The organism is Reichenbachiella sp., from assembly GCF_965223055.1.
Lineage (GTDB): Bacteria > Bacteroidota > Bacteroidia > Cytophagales > Cyclobacteriaceae > Reichenbachiella.
The window spans coordinates 955,466-978,950 of sequence record NZ_CBDCVM010000012.1; the positions used below are offsets into that span (position 1 = coordinate 955,466).

The following is a 23,485-nucleotide window of genomic DNA, read 5'->3' on the forward strand; positions in this document are numbered from 1 at the left end:
TAAATAATGGATCAAATTAAAAACAAAATGTTTACAGTGAATTTAAATAGAATGACCATCCAATTGTTGGTGGTGTTGTTCTTGTTTTTGAGTGCATCTTGCGACGACGACGAAAACGAGGAAGTAGAAGAAGGGTTGAGTTCAAAATACGTGACCTCTTTGAGAATAGCGGTTTCTGAAGATGAGACTGCAGATTATTATCTAGCCGTCGATGACCTGATGTCAGGAGAAATCACAGCTGAAGGTCAAGGTACTGAGTTGATAGGATGGAACTACTATGGTGATTTTGGCGGAACTTATTTTGCTTTTGGGTACGATTTGAACGAGTGTATTGGTTTCAAAGAGGAAAGTGGTAAGCTTCTTCAAGAAGGAAAATTCGTTTTTGAACGAATGGATATGATGAGTTCATTGGATGATGAAAATTTTCTGGCGATTGGTGCGCCATGGGGTGGTGGGTCGTTCGACTGCCAATTGCAGGTAGTAAACGTAGAGGACATTGCCATTCACAAAAACGTGAAGCATCCAATTTATGAGAGTTATGATGCAGAAGGAGAGCAGCTCAATGCCTGGCCGACCGGCATTTTTAGAGATGCCGACAAAGTTTTCGTAAGTTTTTATCCACTTCATGGAGTGAGCTGGGCTACACCTACAACAGATTCAGCCTTTGTTAGTGTTTATTCTTATCCTGATTTGGAATATATCAAAACAATCAAGGACATTAGAGTAGGACCTATTGGTTACTATGGTGGTTCACCTGCCATCTTAGAAAATGAAACTGGAGATCATTTCACCATTTCTGGAGGGTCTAAGGTTACTGGATTTACTCAAGTAACCAAACCATCTGGTATCCTTAAAATCAATGCTGGAGAGGACGAATTTGATGCAAACTATCATTTTGATGTGGAGGCCTCAGGTTACAAAGCTATTTCAGGGGCTTATGCCGGAAACGATTTAGTGGTTGCAAGAGTGATTTCTACTACTCTGGATGAGCAAGCTTCAGAATCTTCACAATGGGCGGCTTTCGGCGTATCTACCCCAATTTTGAACATAGCCGTATTAGACTTGGAAAATGAAACGGTTACCATAGTAGATGATGTGCCAATGCATGGCGGGCAGTATCAAACCCCATATTTGGTTGAAGATGGGAAGGTTTATATCTCTGTAAATGATGGTAGCGAAACTTACGTGTATCAAGTGGATGCAGCTACTGCAACAGCGACCAAAGGCGCGAAGATTATCGGCAACCAGCTTCAATCAATTTTTGCCAATTAGTTCTTTGAACAGAAAACTGGCAATTGAAAATAAAGTGTCGAAGTGCTCATACTATGTTGGTTTGGGCATTTCGACTAGCAAATTAAGAATCATGAGAAAAATACTTTCGATCATATTGATGACGGTAATGACCATTCCATTGGCGTCAGCTCACTATATGTGGGTAGAAACCAGTCCCGCTGGAAAACTAAACCAAGAGCAAACTATCAAAGTCCATTTCGGGGAATACACGTATGGTGTGATAGAAAAAGTAGGAGGAGATGGCTTCAACGCTGTGAAGGATTTTCAGCTATTTGTGATAGATCCAAAAGGTAAAAAGACGGAGTTGGAAGTATCCGCTCAAGAAGATCATTATTTGGCCTCATTTACGCCGAAGAAAGAAGGTACCTATACCATTGTGCTAGACAATGATCAGATTGATGTGATAGACTATACTCAATATGACTTCGGTATTTTCAGAACGCATTACAATTCCATCGCCAAGGTGCAAATTGGAGAAAAGGAAGCTGATACCACCGCTCAAAACGAAGAAGGCATCGCTCTTCAGCGATTAGTCTCTGAGGACGGAATCAAACTTTTGGTGACCTATCAGGGAAAACCTCTGGCAGAAAACGAGGTGAAGGTATTCGTGGCAGATCAGTGGTCAAAAACATTGGAAACCGATGAGAATGGTGTAGTCTCTTTTCAACTGCCTTGGCAAACCAAGTATATCGTAGAGACCACCATCAAAGAAGAAGTGCCGGGTCAGTTTAGAGGGAAGGATTACGAATTCATCTGGCATTGCGCCACCGCCTATATCAACAATTAATATTCATTCATGATCACGCTATCTGTTTTTCTGGTTTTTTCTGGTTTTTTTTCATTGTACATAGGATCCAATAGAGTGGAGTTTAGCAACGACTTGCCATTTGTTCAATGGTTTCGTCAGCAGAGTATTAATACCAGAGGAACTGGAATTGCGCTTTTCCTCATGTCATTGGTGCTTTCTGTACAAACATGGGGATTGGGAGCAGGGGTACTTTTCTTTTTTATCCAGTTGATGACCTTGGGTAGCTTGATCGTGCTGTTGGTGCCGCTTAAGGTGCTCAACTACAAGTTTGTACTGAGCCTTACGGCCATCTGTTTTGTTTTAGAATTTTTGATTTACTGATATGCCGGCAAACAAAAAACACCTGACCAAATCACTGCATCAGCGCATAGCAAAAATTTCAGCAGCTATCCTAGGCGGTTACCTGGTGACTATGTCTCTTCATCTCGCCTTGGCACAGTGGCTGGATCGCTCTACGGTGCTGATTACCGCTACGTTTACAGGATTCATTCTTTGGGCTGCGCTTATGGTCGTGGCCTTTTTGGGTAAAAATGGCTGGAAAACCTGGGGCGTTTATTTGTTGCTGACCGCTGTTTTTATGGGCGTGGTTTATGCAGGGAAATTGTATTTACCAGAATCAATATAGAAGGATGAGTAAGAGAATTTATAATGTGCTGTTTCACCTGCATACTGTCAGTGGTATTGTAATTAGTGTGATTTTGTATATCATCTTTTTTGCTGGTTCGTTCTCTTTTTTCAGAGACGAAATCGTGAATTGGGAACGGAACCATGCCGTAGAAAATACGGAACAAATCTCAATGGATTTGGATGCTGCCCTCGATTCGCTTGATGAAAAATACGCATTGCATGGCAGAAACATTTCCATATCTCGACATCATATAGAACGCAGGATTGCGGTGAGTCTAGACCCCTCCCAAGACAATTTGGCACAAGAGAAAGGAAAAGCGGAACATTTCTTCTATCAAGATACTAAGACACTTCATACTGCGGATTATGTCAGCTCTTATTCTTTAGGTGAGTTTTTGTATCGACTACATTTCTTCGCACAAGTTCCCTATCCGTATGGTTATTACCTCTCTGGCTTTACCGCCTTCTTTTTTTTGTTTGCCATTATCACAGGGATTTTGGTGCATTGGGACAAGATCATTTCCAATTTTTATTTGTTTAGGCCCTGGGCCAAACTCAAAACTCTATGGACGGATGCACATACCGCACTCGGTACGATCGGATTGCCTTTTCAGTTTGTATATGCGGTTACGGGTGCATTTTTCATGATCAAAGCCGTACTTATTGCGCCTAGCGTATTCATGCTCTATGACGGTGACGAATCCGCGCTTTACGATGATTTGGGCTATGGTGAACCGGAGATTGAATACTTGGGCCAGCCTTTGATGGCAGACTTCAGCATCAATGATTTAGTTGCAGAAACCCAAAAGGACTGGCCAGCATTCACTGTAAATCATCTTCACATCTTCAACTATGGAGATGCTAACATGCACATCGCCGTAGAAGGTGAGACTGATCGGGATGCGAAGTTTACCGGCCCAGGCAAGCGACTGTATCAAGTCTCAAGCGGTGAATGGGTAGATGAGCAAAATCCCTTCGAGACAGCCAGTTACAGAGATGGAGTTATGAATACGCTCTACCGTCTGCATTACGGCGACTATGGTGGGTATGCCCTCAAATTGGTCTCCTTTGTATTGGGAATCATATCCTGCTTTGTTATTGCCTCTGGTGTCATGATCTGGCTAGTGGCTCGACGAAAAAAGAATGTACCAGAGAAGAGAAGAATATTCAATGAACGAGTCGCTCGGGTGTACTTGGCCATTTGCTTGAGTATGTATCCGGTGACTGCGTTGGCTTTCATAGCTGTTAAAACCGTAGGAGTAGGTATGACTTTTCTGTACCAGTTCTATTTTATTACGTGGTTGATTGCTTCGGCCTTTTTGATATGGAAAAAGGACTTGAATTTCATGAACCGTGTGACTTTGTTGTCTGGAAGCACTATAGGCTTTTTAATCCCGATAGTCAATGGACTCACATCGGGCACCTGGCTTTGGAATTCGCTACAAGATGGCCACATTCAGGTGCTGTTTATAGATGTTTTTTGGTTGATGCTGTCGGTTACTACTTTTTGGGTGTGGCTGAAGATTAAGAAGAAGAATCGAAATAGAGTTGAACAAGAGACTCGAAAGAATCAAACCAGAATCATAGAAAAGTCAGTGGTAAGCATAGAGAAGGTCGCTGAACCAGTTTGACTTTTAGTAAAGCCTGATCATTATATTTACTTGTTAGTCAAAGGGTATATAATTCTGATGGAATCTGAAGGATTCAATTTCGTGGACTCCTTGCACCAGACTTTGGTGTTGGAAAAGGGAGAATTTTTCATTCGGCAAGGCCAGATGAATCAAAAAATTTGTGGAATTGAACAGGGCGTGATCAGAGGGTTTGTTTATGATCAGGAAGGCCATGAAATCACTACACATTTTTACCATGAGGGAGACATCATATCTGGCAATTTCATTCCTAATGTAGCTGCAACCATCAACCTACAGGCAGTAGAAAAGACGACCATTTCTATGGCCAACTTCTCCGAAGTGATGTCTCATGTCAATAAGAATCAGGAAATTACTGACATCATCAACCGAGCCTTTGAAAAGATGAATCAGCGGCTGCAATCTCGATTGGTCGCATTGGTAAATTTGAACTCCGTAGAAAAATACAGGCTGTTTTTAGAAGAGTATCCTAATCTGATTAATCGTATTCCTCATTATTTGGTGGCCAATTTTTTGGGTATCACACCGACTCAACTCAGCCGTGCACGCAAGCGGTTTTCTCAACAAATGTAAATGCAATTGAGACTGGCATCCGCCAATTTTGTCACATGAAACATTTCGTAATAGCCCTAATACTACTAGGGTGCAAAAAATCAGATACCATGAGCACATCACCTTTTGTGGCTGAAAAAGTGAGCCAAACTGCCTCGTTTGTTATCGAGGAGAATATTGAAACGGTCTTTCCTCTATTCGACGCCTTTGAAGAACGGAAATGGGAGAAGAGTTGGAACCCAAAATTGATTTACCCTGAAACGGAGGTTATCGAAGTAGGTACAACTTTTTCTGTAGATGGGCACGGTGAAGAAGATTCTTATCTGTGGCGTGTCATTCAGTTTGATAAAGCCTCGAATCTCATTCAATACTTTGTTTCCACAGCCCATAGGGATTGGACGATTACAGTCAGTTGCGAGTCGATCGCGGAGGATAAGCACACGAAAGCAACCGTGACTTATACCTACATCGGACTAACACCCAAAGGCAACGAACTCAACAGACACCATATCAAACGAATGTATCAGCACGATCTGCAGGACTGGAAACAAGCGATTGATGCTTACCTTGAATCACTAGGTTGATGGTAGGAAAAGTAGCATCGGTATTATGATCAGATTTCCATCGGGCTTAGCTATGCTCGTTTGTTCGTAGTATTCTTATAGGTTCTGATTTGTATAATGAAGTCTATACTGGCATATTAAGGGAGAGAAGTGCACGGTGAACATAAATGTTATCCCATCCAACAACATTCTCCCAAATTCCTTAAATTAGTTGTTCAACAAACCCACTAAACCATGAAATATCTAAAGTATCTCCTTTATGTTGTCCTGGCCTTGGTCGTCATATTTTTGGGTAAGGGACTCATGACGCCATCGATAGCATATGACTGCGAAGTTAGCGTAAACAAATCTGCTGCTGAGACCTGGGCTGTGATGTCGGATGAATCACGTCTTATCGAATGGCTCGAAGGCTACAAGAGGGGTGAGTTGGTGAGTGGTGAGAAGAACACCGTGGGCGCTGTATCCAATATCTACGTAGAAGAAAACGGTGAAGAAATGGTGATGCAAGAAACCATCACTGCTATAGAGCCCAACCGATTGATGGCGATGACTTTTACCATGGACTTCATGAACATGGACTATGAAATATCTCTGGAGGAAAAGGATGGTAAGACTATCGTACGAACTAAATCTTTAGTGACAGGCAATGGTTTGATGAATCAATCGATCGTATCGTTCTTTCCGGCCATGATGAAGGAGCAAGAAGAAAAAAATCTAGGCAACCTAAAGCAATTGGTTGAAAGTAATACCATCAACTATTTTCCAGAACCGGAAGTCATAGAGATGGAAGAAGATACTACTGCTGTAATGTAAACCCAATGGCCTACGACGAATATCTCGGTGAACGAATCACCAACATTTTGAAAAATAAGTCAGTGAACTTCTATAGCAAGAAAATGATGGGAGGTTTACTGTTTATGGTTGATGATAAAATGTTTTGCGGCATTCACATCGATAAAAAATATGGAGACAGCTTGTTGATGGCTCGAATAGGCGAGGAGGCTTATGAGCAACACATAAATAGGGAAGAATGTCTGCCAATGGATTTTACCGGCAGGCCTATGAAGGGCTATATATTCATCACTCCTCCAGGATTTGATTTTGAATCTGACTTAGAGCACTGGATCGACTTGTGTCTGGCATTCAACCCTTTGGCCAAAGCCAGCAAACCCAAATCTAAATCGACTCGTAATAGCTAATTCACTTTCAATAAGTGACCAGAGCAACAAGTTGAAATCAAGATTTAAATATGAAATTTGCCTATACCATCCTGTACGTTGAATCTGTAACAGAAACCGTTGAATTCTATGAAAAAGCCTTTGGCTTGAAAAGGAAGTTTGTCACCCCTGAAAATGATTACGGAGAATTACTCACAGGAGCAACAACCCTGGCCTTTGCCTCAAGAGAATTGGGGGCATCAAATTTCAAAAAAGGATTTGAACCGATATCGAGGTCAAGCAAACCGTTTGGGGTAGAACTCGCTTTCACTACGGAAAACATTGAATCCGAATTTCAAAGAACAATAAAAGCAGGGGCTACCGAATATGAACCTCTGGTAGAAAAGCCATGGGGACAAAAGGTAGGCTATGTGCTGGACAATAATGGTTTTTTGATTGAGCTATGTACACCGGTCAAAATAGGAACATAGATGGTGAGTTGCACAAGCAAGTACTAAAAACAAACTCCTTTAAAATAACTTTTTAACCCCTCATGTTATTTTGAACCTTTTAGTCTTAGTACTGTATAGATAATTAGGGTAAAATATGTTTCTTACCTTGGCTCTTGAGCATAGAATACTTTTTAGACCCTAATCCTATCACCATGATTGACCACTCGTCTTTACGACTGACCAAAATTTCTTTATTATTTTTCATTTATCTCGCGACTTCTTTTGCTGCTTCTGCCCAGGGCTTTCAAGGCTATTATCGATTTCCTGATGTACACCAAAATACGGTGGTATTCACGGCAGAAGGCGACCTTTGGTCTGTGCCTCTCGCAGGTGGTTTGGCCAAGCGTCTGACTACACACATGGAGGAGGAAACGAATGCAGCTATTTCTCCAGATGGCAAAACTTTAGCCTTCTCTGGCAGATATGAAGGACCTAGAGAAATCTATACCATGCCCATCGAAGGTGGATTACCTACACGATGGACTTATGAGTCCAATAGCTCTGTAGTGAATGAATGGACACCAGATGGTAAATTGGTGTATGCTACCATGGCTTACTCCAAATTGCCTGATTATCAATTGGTGACTATTGAATTACAATCAAAGAAAAAATCAAGAATTCCACTATATCAAGCAAGTGAAGCTTCTTTCAACGATTCGGGTAAAACAGTCTACTTTGTGAGACCAGGTTTTCATAGAAATGTGACCAAAAGATACAAAGGAGGGACGGCCAGACAGATCTGGAAGTTTACCGAAGGTTCGGAAGAGGCGGTGAAACTGACTACGGACCATTTGGGCGAAAGTCATCATCCGATGTGGTACAATGGTCGAGTGTACTTTATCACAGATCGTGATGGCACCATGAATATCTGGTCGATGAACGAATCAGGAGTCGACCTTAAGCAGCATACTACTCACACAGCCTTTGATGTGCGATATGCCAATCTATCGGAAGGCAATATTGTCTATCAAAGAGGGGCTGATCTCTGGCATTTAAATATTTCTACAGGTCAAACCAAAGTGATTGATATTCGATTGGCTTCGGATATGGATCAGTTGAGAGAGAAGTGGGAACGTAATCCAGCGCAGTACATCACATCGGTGCATCCGAGCCCGTCTGGGGATAGAATGGTGATTACGGCAAGGGGACGTGTGTTTGTTGCTCCGGCTAAATCTGGTCGCATGGTTTCCTTTACGGAAAAGAAAAATGTAAGAATGCGGGATGCTGTTTTTTCTCATGATGGAGAGGATGTCTATACCTTGTCGGACGAGTCTGGGGAATTTGAATTTGTGAAGATGTCAGCTGATGGACTGAGCAGCGAAAAACAATTGACCAGCGATGGGAATATCCTGAGATACGCCGGTGTTCCATCGCTTGATGGAAAGTGGCTGGCATACGATGACTTGGCCAACCGCATGTATGTGCTCAATTTGGAAACGGGTGTGAGTAAGTTAATCTCTACCAATGAAGAAGGTATTCTTGATTTTTCCTGGTCACCGGATAGCCAGTGGATTGCGTTTGTACAGGCTGCCAAAAACACCATGTACCAGATTAAGGTACATAATGTGAACACAGGAAACTCTTTTGATCTTACTACGGATCGAGCCAACAGTATGAGTGTGAAATGGAGCCCGGACGGGGAGTTTATCTATTTCTTATCGGATCGAAGTTTTACGTCTTTAGTAGGAAGCCCATGGGGTACCAGACAGCCAGAGCCATATTTCGATGCAAGCGAAAAGGTTTATCATGTGGCGTTGAAAAAAGGAACAAGATCACCATTTAGAGAACCGGATGAACTCTACAAAGTGGGAGAAGAGAAGCCTGCAAAAACCAAGAGCAAAAAAGGTAAGAAGAAAGGAGAAGACGACAAGTTGGTAGTTGAGATTGATCTACCAGGTATCCAGCAAAGAATCATGGAAGTGCCAGTGTCGGCTGGCAACTACAGCAGATTATCCGTTAATAAAAAGGCCATCTATTTGATGTCCAGAGAAACCGGTCTGAATGCAAAAAGTCATTTGAACGTCATTAAAATTGACAATGAAGAAGCTAAAGTGAAAACGATGGTTGAAGGAGCGGATGGTTATGAACTTTCTGCTGATGGGGAGAAAATATTAGTAACAAAAAAGAACAGTTACTACATGATCGATGCCGGAACAGGCAAAGTGAGTAGCCTATCAGATAGTAAAATTGATCTCAGCGGCTGGCGATTTGCCATTACTCCGTTGGAAGATTGGAAACAGATCTTTACAGATGCCTGGCGTATGGAGCGAGATTATTTTTATGATCAAAACATGCATGGGGTAGATTGGGATGCGATGCATGCTAAGTATCTGCCATTGGTAGAAAGAGTGACGACTCGACAAGAATTATCAGATTTGATTGGACGGTTTGTGGGAGAACTTTCAGCCTTGCACACCAGTGTGCGAGGAGGAGATTGGAGGTTGGATAATAAAGATATTTCGGTTGCGAGCTTGGGTGCTGAGTTTAGTAGAGACGAAGTGAATCAAGGATTCAGAATCGACTATATCTACCAAGTGGACCCTGATTACCCAAATGAAAAATCGCCTTTGGACGACCCCTATTTGGATGTTCGCGTGGGAGATGTAATCACCAACGTGAACGGTAGAGCGGCTTTATCGGCCATGGATATGGGTGAGTTGATCCGAAACCAACAAGGCAAGCAAGTTCGAATGACGTTGAAAAGAGGAGCAGACACCAGAGATATTATTGTAAAACCAATTTCTGATGAATACAGCCTGCGATATAGAGATTGGGAATATGCTAAACGACTGGAAGTAGAAGAGAAAGGAAATGACGAAATCGGCTATTTGCACCTGCGTGCTATGGGAAGTCGTGATTTGAGTCAGTTCTATCGTGAATTCTATCCAGTGTTCAACAAACGGGGATTAATCATAGATGTGCGATATAATTTTGGTGGAAATATTGACAGCTTCATTCTTGAGAAACTGCTAAGAAAAGCATGGATGTATTGGAAAGCTAGAAATGGGGAGCCCTACTGGAATATGCCGTACGCTTTTAGAGGGCACATGGTAGTATTGGTGAATGAAAATACGTACTCCGACGGCGAGGCCTTTGCTGAAGGATTTAGAGAGTTAGGTATGGGCGTGACCATAGGTACACGAACCTGGGGAGGCGAGATCTGGTTGCATAGCGGTAATCGTCTGAGTGACAACGGCTATGCCAGAGCGCCGATGTTTGGTGTATATAATGAAAAAGGCGAATGGGTGATCGAAGGACACGGTTTTGTGCCGGATGTGGAGTTAGACAATCTGCCTCACGCTACGTTCAATGGTCAGGACGCACAGTTGGATGCCGCCATAGAGCATCTGCAAAAGCTGATCAAGGAAGATCCAAGAGATGTACCTCCGGTACCTGAGTATCCGAACAAGTCTTTTGGTGAAAATAAGAAGTAAAATCTTGTCGTAGATGAAGCTGTTTCAAAAGTTAACGTTATTGCGAACAACGTGAAGCAATCTTAAAATACGTTCGGTCTTTGAGCTTTAAGATCGCTTCGTTGCACTCGCGATGACGGTTTGAAAACTTTTGAAACGACCTAATTTTTTAGAAAACCATGATAACCTACCACATACTCAACGGCGACGCACTCAAGGAGCAATTTCCCAATTACATCAAAGGAGAGCTATTGGTAGCACGCGAATGCCTGGTGGATGGTGACGTAAAAAGCCAAACACTGGAAGAGCTGTTTCAGGTGCGGGCGAAGTATTTATCAGAGACTTATGGGGATATTACTGTCGAAGACTACCGAAATCTGACCGTAAATGAGTTTGAGAAGATTAAGGCTATTTCCAATGGGTCAGAAATCAATCTCTGGTTTGAAGACGACCTGTTTTGTCAGGTCAACTTTTGGTTTGTGTGTCATGTGTTACAGCAATTGGTGAAAGAAGCTGATGTCTTTTTGATCAGGCCCGAAGTTCATACCCCATATGGGTTTGCCGCACTGGATCAGCAAGGGCTAGCACAGGCTTATGCTGACCGGGTTCAGATAGATGCTTTACCTGACTTGGCCGGACTGTGGGAAGCATATAGAGCCGATGATCTTGATCGGCTAGTAAGCGTTGGGCAGGAACTTCAAACTGACTTTCCATTTATCCCTGCAGCCATTCAGGCACATCTGGATCGGTTACCCAAGGAGGGAAGTTTGGGCAGACCCAAAGAGTCACTCAAGCAGATCATAAACGAACTACAAACTGAGGAATTTGGCCCGGTTTTCAAAGAATTCAACAAAAGAGAAAGTATCTATGGATTTGGTGATCTACAGGTTAAACGGTTGTTTGATGAGCTAGTTAACATTAAATAAAATTGAAGTTTACAACATCCTAGTAATAAGAGAAGTCTTATTTAATTTACACGATTCTCGCTCGATCGCAATTGAATTGCGATTGTTCTTTCCGGCATTTGAAATGCCCTAGAAGATTTCAGTCGCATTAGGAAATGCAACCGAGCAGGACATACAGGTCAAGCGGTTGTTTGATGAATTGTTTGATGGTCTTTGATCTGTAATCAAAAAAAACCTACCACCCTTTGTCGTTAGCGGCGACTCGGATGGTAGGTTCTATTCAGATAAAGCTTGGCTTTCGTCTGAATTATCAATTTGAGTAAATGACCTATAGTTTTTTGCTACTGAGACGGAGAACCAACTACTCGTCTTTCAGTACATCTACAGGGTTTAGCCTGGCGGCGTTGATCACCCTGTAACTCACCGTGAGGAAAGTGAACAGCATTACAACTAAACCGGCTACAAGAAAAACTACTACTGATATAGTTTCTTTATAGGTGAAAAGACTCGACCATTCGCTGGCGAACAGGTAAGCAAACGGTGCTGCTACACCAAAAGCAATGAGTACTTGTTTGCCATAAGACTTGAAGAGTAAGGCAACCAGCTGTATGCCAGTGGACCCTAGGACTTTTCTCACCCCAATTTCTTTTTTGCGTCTGTCGATCATGTAAGACGTGATGCCGAATAAACCAAAGCCTGCAATGATCAACATAATCACAGCGCCAATTCCAAAGAGCTGACCAATGCGTTGGTCGTTGACATAAAAGTTGTTGATTTGATTATCGAGGAAATGCCACTCCATCGATGTGCTTGTGTCAAATTTGTCATGCACAGCATTTATTCCGGCCAATGTCTCACTGAAGTTCGAGGTGTTAAGCTTCAATGAAAAGTAGTCTATGGCCGTGACCGGATTGGCCCAGTAGCCCAAGGCGATAGGCGCAATGTCATTATGTAGGGATTGATAATGAAAGTCTTTCACCACACCTATGATTTGCATCGGGCCAGAATTTCTGGCAGATAGATAGATGGTTTGTCCTATCGGATTTTCTAAGTTCATCGCTTTGACGGCAGCTTCATTCAAAATCACCTTCGTAGAATCAGTAACTTTGTTTCCTGTGAAGTTGGATCCTTCCAACAATTCGAATTGGTAGGTGTCCAGCATTTGTTCATCAAAACACATAAAGTAGGAATTGACTGAATCCTGACTGGCTTGATGTGACTTGAAGTCGACTCTACTTATGTTTTTCCATTCACCCGGTACGCGAGAAGAAGTAGCCACTTTTTCTACACCTGGCACTTGTGCCAATTGGGATTTCATGGCTTCAAAGTTTCTTCGAACATTGCCAGAATTTATATCCACTACCAGCATGTTTTCCTGATCGAATCCAAGCGCCTTGTTTTCTATAAATTTCATTTGTTGATAAATAACAATGGCCCCTACAAGCATCACTATACTAATGGCAAATTGTACTACAACCAACGAACTCCTTACATTCATAGAATTGGTTTTTACTTCACCTTTAAGGCTGGCTACGGGTTGTAGCTTAGAAAGCACCAAGGCCGGATAAAAGCCCGAGGCAGTTCCGAGAAACAAGGTGATGCAGAAAATAATTAAAGATATGTTGAGGATATTTTCTTGGTTGAGGTCGAAAGTTTTTCCGGCTACCTCGTTGAAATATGGCAGAAGGATTTCTATCAACAAAACAGAAAATAAGAAAGAGAAAAAAGCTAAAACGATGGATTCAATCAAAAACTGAGAGATCAATTGCTTTTTGCTGGCGCCACTGACTTTGCGTAGTCCTATTTCTTTGGCTCGTTGAGTAGACTTGGCTGTTGACAGGTTTACATAATTGATGCAAACAACGATCATTATAAAGACCGCAATGCCAACGAATAACTTTATGTAGAATGCATTGCCCTTAGCTTCAGTGATGCCATATTGGATGTCTTCTGAATCGAGGTATATCTCCTCCATTTTTTGAAGACTGAATTTTCTTTCTTCGGGCGTATTTCTTTTGTCGTATTTGGTAACTAATTCCGGAAATTTATCCTCTACCGCTTGTACATGAGTAGATGGATTGAGTAGCACATAAGAATGCGCACCATAACTTCTCCAGCTGCTGAGGTATTCGTCACCACCATCTTCTTCTTGAATAGTATTAAAAGAAAGCAGAACGCTGAATTGAAGGTGAGAGTTATCAGGAAGGTCTTTGAGAACGGCTGTAACTTTTACATCATGAAGTTCTGTCCACTTCATGGTCTGGCCTATAGGATTTTCCTTGCCAAAAAACCGCTCTGCCGCGCTTTCAGTGAGTATAATCGAATTTTTATCCTTGAGCGCTGATTCTTTGTTGCCGGCGATAAATTCAAAATCAAAAAAATCAAAAAAGTTGTGATCAGCAATTAGGTAGTCACGGACTTGCTCTTTATCTCCTTTCCATAATATGTCAATATGCCCTCCAGGTTGAAAAACTCTGGTTCGATCATCTATTCCTGGAACATCGCTGAGCATGGCATTTGATACACCTGGTGAGGTTTGACCATAATATTGTACATCTGAGGGGTCAGAGTGGTCTGATTCAACTATGCGATAAATATTTTCATGTTGACTATGAAATTGATCATAAGTCAATTCATCTTCTACATAAAATAGGATGAGCGATGCACAAGTTATCCCAACAGAAAGACCCAGGATGTTAATCAAAGCGTAGGTCTTGTTCTTGATCAGTGTGCGAAGTGCAATTTTAAAGTAATTTTTTAGCATGTCTTGGTTTTTCCTCCATTGTGCCAAAATACGTGCCGATACGGTAATTCATAGATTATCAGACAGATAGCATTTTTCAATATGTGAGCATATGTTCATATTCGTGCAATCAGTGTGCGATTTGGAGGATTGTAGGTCAGTTGTCATTGATCGTCCTAATCCTGTCGTACGTAGTGACTGGGTACATTCCAATTACGTTTTTCGTTAGCTTATTTAAAAAAGAACCGAAAGATGATATCAAAACTCAAAATAGTGACGCTGTGTGCTTGTATCTGGGGAGTTAGTGCTTGCAGTCGCTTGTCGGATGAGCAACAGCTGGAATGGGCGAGAGGGCAAGAGGTCTATCTGGCGAATTGCCTGAGCTGTCATGGAGCGGATGGTAAGGGGCTTGGAGGAACTTACCCAACGCTCACGCGTGAATCTATAGCTTCAGACTTCACAGAAAGAGCAAAGTACCTGATAGAAAAAGGATCTCCTGGTAATGGCGGTATGCTGGCTATTCCAATTTCCAAAAAGGAAACCATCGAAGTAATCAATTACATCCAGAACGCCTGGGGTAATGAAGCTGATTTTGTAACACTATCACCTCAACTATCAAAAAAATAATATGCCTACATATCAACTCAACATTAATGGACAATCAAAAAGTATAGAAGCCGATGCTGATATGCCTTTGTTATGGGTCTTGCGAGACCTGTTGAAACTTCATGGAACCAAATACGGCTGCGGTATTGCCCAATGCGGTGCTTGTACCGTACATATTGACGGCACGCCGGTGCGTTCTTGTGTAATACCTATTGAGCGATTACAAGGCAAGTCGGTGATTACCATAGAAGGATTATCTGAAAAGGGAAATCACCCGGTGCAGGAAGCATGGAAGGAGATTGATGTACCACAGTGTGGCTATTGTCAAACGGGACAAATCATGTCTGCGGTTGCTTTACTCGAGCGTATTCCTCAGCCCAGCGAAGATCAGATTCATCGAGCCATGAAAGGCAATGTTTGCCGGTGTGGTACTTATCCGAGAATAATGAAAGCGATTCAAACAGCGGCCAAAACTCAAGAGTCATGAAAACAAGTAGAAGAGAATTTCTAAAAGTCAGCTCATTAGCAGGTGGAGGTTTTATGCTAGCCATGTCTGTGCCTGGAATGGCTAAATTGGTACAGTCAGGAAGTGAAGGTGGTTTTTCTGAATTGAATCATTTTCTGAGTATTGATCTGGATGGTAATGTCATTTTCCAATTGACGGCCCATGAAATGGGTCAAGGTTCTGGAACGGGCTTGCCTATGATACTTGCAGAAGAACTCGGAGCAGACTGGTCTAAGGTAAAAGTGAATCGGGCTGGTTATGACAAGAAGTATATCGGTGTGATACGTGAAACCACAGGTGGAAGTGGTACCATACAAGACCATTGGGATCTGATGAGGAGAATGGGTGCTACTGCCCGCGAGATGCTCAAGACCGCGGCTGCTAATCAGTGGGAGATATCAGCTGATCAACTGGAAGTAGTAGAAGGATGGGTGAAAGAAACCGCAACTAACAGAAAACTAAGTTTTGGCGAGTTGGCTGAAGCCGCCTCTAAACTTGAAGCGCCGGAGGAAGTAGAGTTTAAGAAACCAGCCGATTTTAAGATTGTGGGTCAACCCATTCGTAATCTGATCACTGATAAGGTTGTAGCCGGCGGAGCGAATTATGGCATCAATGTAGACTTGCCAGACATGGTTTATGCTTCCATAGAGAAGTGCCCGGTTTATAAAGGTAAACTCAAGGCCTTTGATGACACCGAGGCGTTGAAGGTCAATGGTGTGACTCAGGTCTTTGCATTGCCCGCCTTGGAACCTGCAGAAGATATGAATCATATACAGGAAGGGGTGGTGGTGATAGCCAACTCTACATGGGCGGCGTTCAAGGGTCGAAAGGCATTGAAAGTGGAATGGGATTTAGGAGAAAATGCAGCTAATAACAACAAGAAATTAGAAGACGCTTTTAGCAAAGCTGGAGAGCAGTTTGAAGAGCCTGTTTATACCCAAGGAAACTATCAAAAGCTGAAAGAGGAGGATGGATATCGTGAGATTGAAGCCACCTATATCAACCCGCATCAGGCGCATGCGTTGATGGAGCCCATGAATGCCACCGCTCACTATGATGGTGATAAGTGTCAGATATGGGTAGGTGCGCAAAATGCCAGTAGCGTTGTGCTGAATGTCGCTAAGGCAGTAGATATTTCAGAAGATAAAATTGAGGTGCATACCCAAAATTCAGGGGGCTCTTTTGGTCGTAGATATTATCCAGACACTTCTATTGAAGCCGCCTATATATCTAGACAAATTAAAAAGCCGGTGAAACTGACATGGTCCAGAGAGGACGGTATCCAACACGACTATTTTCACCCTTTTCAAGAATCGCGATTTAGTGCTTTACTCAAGGAGGGTCAATTGGCAGGCATGCAAGTAAAACTTATTAAGACGGTGGACTACGGTTCGGGAGATCACTTATGGGAACATCCTTACTATGTCGAGCATATGGATACGTATCTCAATGCGGTAGATGGCCTGGTGCATCAGGGAGCCTGGAGAAGTGTACAGGTTCACTCTAGTTCCATGGGCAAAGAGTGCTTCATAGATGAGGTGGCCATTGCATTAGACAAAGATCCGATCGCTTTGCGACAAGAACTACTGGCAAAGGAGATAGAAACAGTCAAGTTCAATAGGCCAACACGTGAAGGGCAAAAGCCCTTTGATGAGGTGGTAAAGGAGTTTCGAACTACGCTGAGGAAAAACTATAGAAGCGTACTCAACTATGTAGAACAAAATCAATTTTGGGAAAGAGCGAATTCTCCAGGAACAGGCAGAGGTTTTGCCATGGAAGATTTTTTTGCTGGTACAGTGTGTGCGCATATTGTGGAAGTACAAAAGGACGATTCCGACTGGGGGATTCGTATAAAGAAGATTACGAGTGTATTAGACTGTGGAATCGTAGTCAATCCACATTTTGGACGAGGGCAAGTGGAAGGAAGTATAATTTGGGCATTGTCTGCACTGAAATATGGTGGGATTGATATCAAAAATGGCGTTGTCCAGCAGCGCAATTTTCATAATAATAAATTACTTCGGATAGATGAAGTACCGGAAATTGAAGTGCATTTTGTGCCGAGTGAGGAGCCTCCTACTGGCTTAGGAGAGCCAGCTACACCGCCATTGGCTCCAGCAGTGCTCAATGCTATTTATGATGCTACTGGCCGACGTATCAGAAAACTCCCTGTCACTCGAGAAGATATTTTAGCATAGTTAGTTTAGTGACTTGATTTTTGATTTAGCGATGGCATGTATTTGCTGTCGCTAATTGTTTTGCACTTTTAATGGAATAGACAACGTAAACGCTGTGCCGTGATCAACTTTACTTTCTACTGCTATGTCACCTTTTAAGATTTTACAGTTTTCTTTGACAATATATAAGCCAAGTCCAGAAGAGTGTTCATTGGCTGTTGGTTTTGCAGAAAGCCGCTGAAACCTTTTGAAGAGCTTCTTTTGATCTTCGGGACTGATCCCAGGCCCTTGGTCTTTGACTCTGTAGTGCAATTGATCATTTTCCTGGAATACACTCAACTCTACAGTAGAATCTGCATTCGAGAATTTGATCGCATTAGAAACCAGGTTGTTTAATGATCGACAGAGCAATTTCATATCAGATTCCACTGGTATCAATTCTTCAATACTCAAAAGAACCAGATTAATATTTTTCTGTTGTGAAGCATTAATGAATTGGCCAATAATGATTTCTGCAATTTCAACTCCGTTCAATATGGTAGGTTGAAACTTGGTCAATCCTTGTTCCAACTGATTGATTTCCTGCAAATCTTTAATCAACCCAAAGGCTCGATTCAATGAGTCTTTCATCATGTCTGAAATCACATGCTCATCGGTCATAGACTCAGAGATATCCAAAAGACCACTTAAATTGTTTAAAGGTGCCTTGAGGTCGTGAATTAGAATGGAACTTAATTTTTCGCGTTCATCGAGAAGTTCTTGGAGTTGTATGTTTTTTTCACTCAACTTCTTTTCGTATTCTAATCTGGTAATATGCTGACCCAACCACTGCCCTAAGTACAAAACAAAATCTCTATCGAATTGATTGAAGTGATTTTTTCGTGGTGATGGCGATGAGAAATTAAGCGTGCCATATTTCTTACCACTTACCTCGATTGGCACCCCAATATATGCTTCCAACTCTGTGTTCTGGTAGCAAGGATGGCTACAGTGCTCTGACGCACCGATGTGATTAAGATCCACAATGTTGTTGCTGGCGTAAGTGAGGCTGCAGTAGGTGTCGTTTAGACTGAATGACTGTCCTTTTTCAATCACATTCTCTCCCGTACAATACACCTCTTGTACTTCATATTTACTATTGTCAATATGGCTGATGATTCCAATGTCCATTTCAACTAGCTCGGTAGCCCTTTTGAGTACTTTGTCAAAATGATAAGATTGATCGGCAGAAAGCTCGGTAAACAAATCAAAGATTTGTTGCATCCTCACCATGGCCCTTTTCTCCGAAGAATGATCTATAGTCATAGCTGTTAAATATACTTTGTATTAACAAAAAAGGGGATAAAGTGGGGGATTGGAAATAGTAAAGTAATAGCTATAATTAGCAAAGGCTATCGTTTTCGACGAATGCGGTATACTATTCGTTTATTTATATTTCAGGTGCTAATAATCAGTTAATACTGAAATTATATATTGAAATATTTATATATTTAAGTTGATTGCTTTGATGTTGAACGAGTATGAATGGTGGAAATTCTAAGCTAACAAAACCTTATCGCCAATCTTGATTTCTCCTTCCGAAATTACTCTTGCTGTAATTCCGCCATGTCCTCTCATAGCGTTATAACCACCGTGCCCCAGATTGTCTTCCATTCGATTACAGGGTGCACATATTCCTGATGTTTCTAGTGTAACTTCTCCGATTTTAAATTTTTGGGATTTAAAAGAAAGTAGGTTGACGCCTGAGACAACAATATTCCTACGAGTAAGCACCGGGTCAATGCTGTCCTTACCGAGGATAGACGCTACAGCTTCTAAGTGTTCTTTTTGAATCAAAGTCACTTGTCTTTTTCCAGTGAGGCTTCCTTTGAAATGATCACCTTCTAAACCAGTCTTTTTTTTAGCTATCACGTGCTCTACCGCTGTAGGGGTTGCCTTACGTTCCTGGCGTATTCCAATCCATTCTACTTTTCCGACCTGAGGAATTGATCGAAGGAGTTGTTTCATCACTGGTTCATCGTATGACATAGGCTTTCAGTTTTCAACAAATATATAGTGTAATAAAAAAAACGACTGCCATAGGCAGCCGTTTCTATATAACCATCAATCAAAAATCTTTATTCGTCTCTTAAACACTCCGCTGGGTTGATTTGAGCAGCACGCAATGCTTGTGAACCAACCGTTAGCCATGCGATGAACATAGACAGTAGTCCAGCGCCGATAAAGAACCATATTTCCAGACTGATCCGAAAAGCAAACTGATCTAGCCAGTCACTGATAAGGAAATAGCTAATAGGAAGTGCTAATAGAATGGATAGACCTACCAGTTTTGTGAAATCTTTTGATAGCAGATATACAATATTGAAAACGCTAGATCCTAATACTTTTCTGATGCCAATTTCTTTTTGTCTGCGTTCTGCTGTGAAACTAGCCAACCCAAATAATCCAAGGCAGGAAATAACAATAGCCATTCCAGCAAAAAATCTAGAAAGAGTAGATACTCGTTGTTCTGCTTCATAGTGGGCTTTGTAAGTATCATCCATGAAATAGTATTCAAATGCGAAGCCCGGATTGAATTCTTCATAAAAATCCTTCAATTCGGCTAGTGTCTGTTTTTCTGTTCCTGCCTGAATTCTGGCCATAATGTGCCAAGTGTTTTCAGGAGTAAGTATAAAAAACAGAGGTTTCACTTCATTGTGCAATGACTGAAAATGAAAATCCTTCACTACGCCAATAATTTCCATTTTATTCTCCTCCCAGAGCGTAATCGTCTTTCCAATAGGATCTTCCATATTCATCGCTTTGATTGCAGCTTCATTGAAAATGATTTTCGAAGTATCCGTGGCAAATGATCGGGAAAAGGCCCTTCCTTCTTTGAATGTGATATCTAGTGTTTTAAAAATATCATAGTTCGTTCTAACATTCTCAAAAAGTATATTGGCTTCAGGGTCTTTGCCTTTCCATTCCAGACCAGAGGTGTTGTTGTTTCTATTAAGTAACGTATGGCCGGTGCTTGTGGCAGATACAATGCCGGGTATAGATTTTAGTTGAGTAAGAAAAGTCTCCACATTGCTTTCCACTTTACCTTCCTGGTCAAAATAGATCATATTGTCTTTGTTGTAACCGAGGCTTTTGGATTGTACGAAGTCAATTTGCTTATAAATGACCATCACGGATACTATTAGTATAATGGATAGAGTGAACTGAAAAATCACTAAGCCCTTTCTAGCCCAAAGCTCAGCTAGAGAACCTTTCATTTCTCCTTTGAGAACTTTAACTATTGTGAAATTAGATAAATAGATTGCTGGATAACTGCCAGAGATTATTCCTGTAATAATGGTTAATCCAAAAAATACTAAGATCACATTCAGATCAAAAGAATTGGAAATTCCCTTTCCTGTGATCTCATTGAAATTTGGAAGCAGTAAGAAGACAATCACGATTGAAACGGTGAATGAAATCATAGACATGATTAAAGATTCAATCATGTATTGCGAGATGATGGTGGATTTGGGCGCGCCAACTGCTTTTTTAATACCTACTTCTTTGGCTCTTCGAGAGGCTCTAGCTGTTGATAAGTTCATGAAGTTGATACAAGCGATAAGCAATATAAATACAGCGATGATCGAGAATAACCGGACGTATTCTATTCTTCCTCCAGCAGGATGCCCATTTTCATATCTCCCATACAAATAATTATCTGAAAATTTTTTGAGAAAAAGCGTCACATTGGTGTCTTCATTTTTTGTCTTAATGAATGGTGCAATTTTGTTGTTTACAATTTCTTCGCTTGTTCCTTCTTGTATGGTGATGTAAGTACGAGGTCCATTATTGCCCCAATGAGTAACCCAAACATTATCTTCTTTAAATTTTTCAAATGAAAGTACAAAGTCGAAAATGGTACTTGATGTAGGAGGCATTTTTTTAAATATACCTGATATCAGAAATGATTCGTCATGGTTTAACTGTAATGATTTGCCAATGAGATTTTCTGTCGTGCCGAACATTTTAACTGCGAGAACATCAGAAATGACAATTTGGTTTTTGTCCAGGAGAACCTGATCAGGAGAACCCGAGATTAGATCATAAGAAAAAATGTTGAAGAAATCCGAACCTACATACCATCCTTCTGATTTCAGATTTTTATCTTCAAAGGTCAATGTCATTTTATTTACCCACGTAGTTGTTGCTGCATATTCAATGTCTGGAAATTCTTCTTTGAGGGTTTCAGCCAGGATCCCAGGAGTAGACCAGGTAGTCATAATATTGTTGGCATATTGCTGATGTTCCATGACTTGAAAAAGTCGTTCATCTTTGGCATGGTACTTATCAGTATTCATTTCATCAATCACCCACAGGTAGATAAACATAGTGCAAGCCAATCCGGTTGATAATCCAATCAGGTTGATGAAAAAGGAACTTTTGAATCTTTTAAAATTCCGAATGGTCAGAATGAGGTTGTGTTTAAACATGAGTTGAGTTTTTGGTTATATCTAGACTATAGATCATCACTCCACTCAAATAGTTGCAAATGGGCATAAAAAAAGCCAGTATTCAATTGCTGAATCTGGCTTCATGTTTTTTTTGTACAGAATTACATCATTTCGTAATCCGCTGGTTTGTCAATCATGTCTAGTGGCAACCATTGGGCTTCTGCTTTGCTAATTTTTTTAATTCCAAAAACACCACCAGAGGCCTCAGCAACTACCTTTGCTAAATCAAGTAAAAATTGATGCACCTGTTTAGCCACTTCAGGGTCTACCTTAGGCAGTATACCATTTAGCTGACGTAAATACGAAGTGATCGTGTGTTGTCTGGTATCCAAATCAGTTGGTAAATCAGAAATATAATTTTTGAATATGTCTTCGAATTGACTGGCAATATCTTCAAAATACTCACCAAGTTTATCATACCGATGCTTAGCTGTAGTTGCATAATGAATGGCTTCTGCAATTTCATCCTTGTCCACATCATCGTCTGCGCCAGCAATTAGCATAGCGACCATGGCTGGAGCGTTCATTACAATTTCGATTTCATCATCTCTTAGGGTTCTAAACACAGTAGTCATAGCTGAAAAGTTTTTATTTGCTTTTGCTTAAATGATAAAAATGCAATTTGTCGATTGCTTATTTGATAAGTTTAGCCGGCTATTGTGTGGAACTTGATGTCCTGATTAATCCTAATCATTGCATAACTATTGCCACTAGGTAAAAATAATAATATTCAATAAAGAATAGGATGGGACTAAGATTTTCCGTGAAAGTTCAAGTATACTTAAAATTTCATCTTGAAATAATTATATTTATTATTTTGCCTTTAGCAAGAGTAGTCACCTCGTTATTAGTTAAAACTATAGATATACTTTTCTGTTTTTTATGATGAGTATACCCTCAGATTCCATTTTCTTTATTGCACGAATAACTGTTTCTACTCTCAGGCCAGTCATATCCGCTATTTGCTGACGAGTGAGCTCAATGGCAAACAGTTCATCCGTATTTAGGTTCATTTCTGCTTTCAGATATTTTAGAAGCGTTAAAACTCTATGTTCTGGATCGTGGCTAGATATTTCTGTTGCCATTACTGCTTTGTAGTGAAGTCGCTTGGCGAGGTTTTTAGAAACCTCCAGATTTACTGAAGGGTTGGCCAGCAGCAAGTCCATGAATTTATCCTTTCCGAGTTTTAGCAAATTACTATCTGTAGTTGCCAGAGCACTGGCTGGATAAGTGACGTCAACGAATAATGGAGGTTCTCCAAAACTCTGCCCTTCGGTGAATAGCCCTTGAACAAATTCCTGTCCTTGCTCACTGAAATTGCTCATCTTGATCTGACCATCAATTAGTTGGAAATAGTTGAGCGCGTGATCTCCTTGTCTGAAAACCCATTCTCCTTTTTTCAGATGTATTTTCTTTGCTCCAGCCTCTTGTAATATACTTGGGTCAATCATTTTTTTCTCTTATGATTTGGGTCATAAAATC

General features: G+C 41.2%; 21 protein-coding genes. 15 read left to right on the forward strand and 6 right to left on the reverse strand.

The genetic code is table 11. The annotated features are described in order from the left end of the window. Nucleotides 1–6: 6 nt before the first annotated feature. The 12 genes from ACOQO5_RS19550 (at nucleotide 7) to ACOQO5_RS19605 (ending at nucleotide 11,500) form a co-directional block, all read left to right on the forward strand. Complete coding sequence (locus ACOQO5_RS19550) at nucleotides 7–1,272, forward strand: DUF4374 domain-containing protein (protein WP_420583374.1); 1,266 nt, start codon at nucleotides 7–9, stop codon at nucleotides 1,270–1,272. A 91-nt stretch (nucleotides 1,273–1,363) separates the two neighbouring features. Next, a complete protein-coding gene (locus tag ACOQO5_RS19555) occupies nucleotides 1,364–2,080 on the forward strand; it encodes a DUF4198 domain-containing protein (protein ID WP_420583375.1) in 717 nt (238 codons plus the stop codon). 9 nt (nucleotides 2,081–2,089) lie between these two features. After that, nucleotides 2,090–2,422 (forward strand): hypothetical protein, encoded by a 333-nt coding sequence (locus tag ACOQO5_RS19560; protein WP_420583376.1) that lies wholly within the window; start codon nucleotides 2,090–2,092, stop codon nucleotides 2,420–2,422. 1 nt (nucleotide 2,423) lies between these two features. Then, entirely contained in the window at nucleotides 2,424–2,726 is a 303-nt protein-coding gene (locus tag ACOQO5_RS19565) for a hypothetical protein (protein WP_420583377.1), read from the forward strand. A 4-nt stretch (nucleotides 2,727–2,730) separates the two neighbouring features. Continuing rightward, complete coding sequence (locus ACOQO5_RS19570) at nucleotides 2,731–4,359, forward strand: PepSY-associated TM helix domain-containing protein (protein WP_420583378.1); 1,629 nt, start codon at nucleotides 2,731–2,733, stop codon at nucleotides 4,357–4,359. 57 nt (nucleotides 4,360–4,416) lie between these two features. Beyond that, entirely contained in the window at nucleotides 4,417–4,950 is a 534-nt protein-coding gene (locus tag ACOQO5_RS19575; RefSeq protein ID WP_420583379.1) for a Crp/Fnr family transcriptional regulator, read from the forward strand. An 89-nt stretch (nucleotides 4,951–5,039) separates the two neighbouring features. Beyond that, nucleotides 5,040–5,513: a hypothetical protein gene (locus ACOQO5_RS19580; RefSeq protein ID WP_420583380.1), complete on the forward strand. Its 474-nt coding sequence runs from the start codon at nucleotides 5,040–5,042 to the stop codon at nucleotides 5,511–5,513. A 213-nt stretch (nucleotides 5,514–5,726) separates the two neighbouring features. Further along, complete coding sequence (locus tag ACOQO5_RS19585) at nucleotides 5,727–6,305, forward strand: SRPBCC family protein (RefSeq protein ID WP_420583381.1); 579 nt, start codon at nucleotides 5,727–5,729, stop codon at nucleotides 6,303–6,305. 5 nt (nucleotides 6,306–6,310) lie between these two features. Beyond that, on the forward strand, nucleotides 6,311–6,691 hold the full coding sequence (locus tag ACOQO5_RS19590) for a TfoX/Sxy family protein (RefSeq protein ID WP_420583382.1): 381 nt from the start codon (nucleotides 6,311–6,313) through the stop codon (nucleotides 6,689–6,691). Nucleotides 6,692–6,741: 50 nt separating this feature from the next. Next, the gene (locus ACOQO5_RS19595; RefSeq protein WP_420583383.1) at nucleotides 6,742–7,140 is read left to right on the forward strand and encodes a VOC family protein; all 399 of its coding nucleotides are present in this window, start codon (nucleotides 6,742–6,744) and stop codon (nucleotides 7,138–7,140) included. 134 nt (nucleotides 7,141–7,274) lie between these two features. Next, on the forward strand, nucleotides 7,275–10,595 hold the full coding sequence (locus tag ACOQO5_RS19600; protein ID WP_420583384.1) for a S41 family peptidase: 3,321 nt from the start codon (nucleotides 7,275–7,277) through the stop codon (nucleotides 10,593–10,595). Between the two features lie 158 nt (nucleotides 10,596–10,753). Next, nucleotides 10,754–11,500, forward strand: coding sequence for a DUF1835 domain-containing protein (locus ACOQO5_RS19605; RefSeq protein ID WP_420583385.1), 747 nt, complete (start codon nucleotides 10,754–10,756; stop codon nucleotides 11,498–11,500). 340 nt (nucleotides 11,501–11,840) lie between these two features. Here the strand turns inward: ACOQO5_RS19605 and ACOQO5_RS19610 are convergent, their stop codons facing one another. Further along, nucleotides 11,841–14,243, reverse strand: coding sequence for an ABC transporter permease (locus ACOQO5_RS19610; protein ID WP_420583386.1), 2,403 nt, complete (start codon nucleotides 14,241–14,243; stop codon nucleotides 11,841–11,843). A 231-nt stretch (nucleotides 14,244–14,474) separates the two neighbouring features. On the opposite strand from ACOQO5_RS19610, the gene ACOQO5_RS19615 reads away from it, so the two are divergent. From ACOQO5_RS19615 to ACOQO5_RS19625, 3 genes are read left to right on the forward strand one after another with little or no spacing between them, the layout of a single operon-like run. After that, complete coding sequence (locus tag ACOQO5_RS19615; RefSeq protein ID WP_420583387.1) at nucleotides 14,475–14,849, forward strand: c-type cytochrome; 375 nt, start codon at nucleotides 14,475–14,477, stop codon at nucleotides 14,847–14,849. A 1-nt stretch (nucleotide 14,850) separates the two neighbouring features. Further along, entirely contained in the window at nucleotides 14,851–15,315 is a 465-nt protein-coding gene (locus ACOQO5_RS19620) for a (2Fe-2S)-binding protein (protein WP_420583388.1), read from the forward strand. Then, complete coding sequence (locus ACOQO5_RS19625; protein WP_420583389.1) at nucleotides 15,312–17,531, forward strand: molybdopterin cofactor-binding domain-containing protein; 2,220 nt, start codon at nucleotides 15,312–15,314, stop codon at nucleotides 17,529–17,531. The genes ACOQO5_RS19620 and ACOQO5_RS19625 overlap by 4 nt, the downstream gene beginning before the upstream one ends. Nucleotides 17,532–17,582: 51 nt before the next feature. On the opposite strand, the gene ACOQO5_RS19630 is transcribed toward ACOQO5_RS19625, so the two are convergent. The 5 genes from ACOQO5_RS19630 to ACOQO5_RS19650 all read right to left on the reverse strand — a co-directional run bounded on the left by ACOQO5_RS19630 (nucleotide 17,583) and on the right by ACOQO5_RS19650 (nucleotide 23,454). Then, the gene (locus ACOQO5_RS19630; protein ID WP_420583390.1) at nucleotides 17,583–18,815 is read right to left on the reverse strand and encodes a GAF domain-containing sensor histidine kinase; all 1,233 of its coding nucleotides are present in this window, start codon (nucleotides 18,813–18,815) and stop codon (nucleotides 17,583–17,585) included. A 231-nt stretch (nucleotides 18,816–19,046) separates the two neighbouring features. Next, nucleotides 19,047–19,538, reverse strand: a complete 492-nt coding sequence (locus ACOQO5_RS19635; RefSeq protein ID WP_420583391.1) for an MOSC domain-containing protein — start codon at nucleotides 19,536–19,538, stop codon at nucleotides 19,047–19,049. Between the two features lie 89 nt (nucleotides 19,539–19,627). Continuing rightward, nucleotides 19,628–21,982 (reverse strand): ABC transporter permease, encoded by a 2,355-nt coding sequence (locus ACOQO5_RS19640; protein WP_420583392.1) that lies wholly within the window; start codon nucleotides 21,980–21,982, stop codon nucleotides 19,628–19,630. A gap of 122 nt (nucleotides 21,983–22,104) precedes the next feature. After that, nucleotides 22,105–22,578 carry a hypothetical protein gene (locus tag ACOQO5_RS19645; RefSeq protein WP_420583393.1) on the reverse strand — a complete coding sequence of 158 codons (474 nt, stop codon included), beginning with the start codon at nucleotides 22,576–22,578 and terminating at the stop codon, nucleotides 22,105–22,107. A gap of 282 nt (nucleotides 22,579–22,860) precedes the next feature. Continuing rightward, nucleotides 22,861–23,454, reverse strand: coding sequence for a Crp/Fnr family transcriptional regulator (locus tag ACOQO5_RS19650; RefSeq protein ID WP_420583394.1), 594 nt, complete (start codon nucleotides 23,452–23,454; stop codon nucleotides 22,861–22,863). Between the last annotated feature and the right edge of the window lie 31 nt (nucleotides 23,455–23,485).

Excerpts from the sequence above, each read along its gene's own strand:
- ACOQO5_RS19550 (WP_420583374.1), top strand. The coding sequence starts at position 7 with ATGGATCAAATTAAAAACAAAATGTTTACAGTGAATTTAAATAGAATG.
- ACOQO5_RS19555 (WP_420583375.1), top strand. The coding sequence starts at position 1,364 with ATGAGAAAAATACTTTCGATCATATTGATGACGGTAATGACCATTCCA.
- ACOQO5_RS19560 (WP_420583376.1), top strand. The coding sequence starts at position 2,090 with ATGATCACGCTATCTGTTTTTCTGGTTTTTTCTGGTTTTTTTTCATTG.
- ACOQO5_RS19565 (WP_420583377.1), top strand. The coding sequence starts at position 2,424 with ATGCCGGCAAACAAAAAACACCTGACCAAATCACTGCATCAGCGCATA.
- ACOQO5_RS19570 (WP_420583378.1), top strand. The coding sequence starts at position 2,731 with ATGAGTAAGAGAATTTATAATGTGCTGTTTCACCTGCATACTGTCAGT.
- ACOQO5_RS19575 (WP_420583379.1), top strand. The coding sequence starts at position 4,417 with ATGGAATCTGAAGGATTCAATTTCGTGGACTCCTTGCACCAGACTTTG.
- ACOQO5_RS19580 (WP_420583380.1), top strand. The coding sequence starts at position 5,040 with ATGAGCACATCACCTTTTGTGGCTGAAAAAGTGAGCCAAACTGCCTCG.
- ACOQO5_RS19585 (WP_420583381.1), top strand. The coding sequence starts at position 5,727 with ATGAAATATCTAAAGTATCTCCTTTATGTTGTCCTGGCCTTGGTCGTC.
- ACOQO5_RS19590 (WP_420583382.1), top strand. The coding sequence starts at position 6,311 with ATGGCCTACGACGAATATCTCGGTGAACGAATCACCAACATTTTGAAA.
- ACOQO5_RS19595 (WP_420583383.1), top strand. The coding sequence starts at position 6,742 with ATGAAATTTGCCTATACCATCCTGTACGTTGAATCTGTAACAGAAACC.
- ACOQO5_RS19605 (WP_420583385.1), top strand. The coding sequence starts at position 10,754 with ATGATAACCTACCACATACTCAACGGCGACGCACTCAAGGAGCAATTT.
- ACOQO5_RS19610 (WP_420583386.1), bottom strand. The coding sequence starts at position 14,243 with ATGCTAAAAAATTACTTTAAAATTGCACTTCGCACACTGATCAAGAAC.
- ACOQO5_RS19615 (WP_420583387.1), top strand. The coding sequence starts at position 14,475 with ATGATATCAAAACTCAAAATAGTGACGCTGTGTGCTTGTATCTGGGGA.
- ACOQO5_RS19620 (WP_420583388.1), top strand. The coding sequence starts at position 14,851 with ATGCCTACATATCAACTCAACATTAATGGACAATCAAAAAGTATAGAA.
- ACOQO5_RS19625 (WP_420583389.1), top strand. The coding sequence starts at position 15,312 with ATGAAAACAAGTAGAAGAGAATTTCTAAAAGTCAGCTCATTAGCAGGT.
- ACOQO5_RS19630 (WP_420583390.1), bottom strand. The coding sequence starts at position 18,815 with ATGACTATAGATCATTCTTCGGAGAAAAGGGCCATGGTGAGGATGCAA.
- ACOQO5_RS19635 (WP_420583391.1), bottom strand. The coding sequence starts at position 19,538 with ATGTCATACGATGAACCAGTGATGAAACAACTCCTTCGATCAATTCCT.
- ACOQO5_RS19640 (WP_420583392.1), bottom strand. The coding sequence starts at position 21,982 with ATGTTTAAACACAACCTCATTCTGACCATTCGGAATTTTAAAAGATTC.
- ACOQO5_RS19645 (WP_420583393.1), bottom strand. The coding sequence starts at position 22,578 with ATGACTACTGTGTTTAGAACCCTAAGAGATGATGAAATCGAAATTGTA.
- ACOQO5_RS19650 (WP_420583394.1), bottom strand. The coding sequence starts at position 23,454 with ATGATTGACCCAAGTATATTACAAGAGGCTGGAGCAAAGAAAATACAT.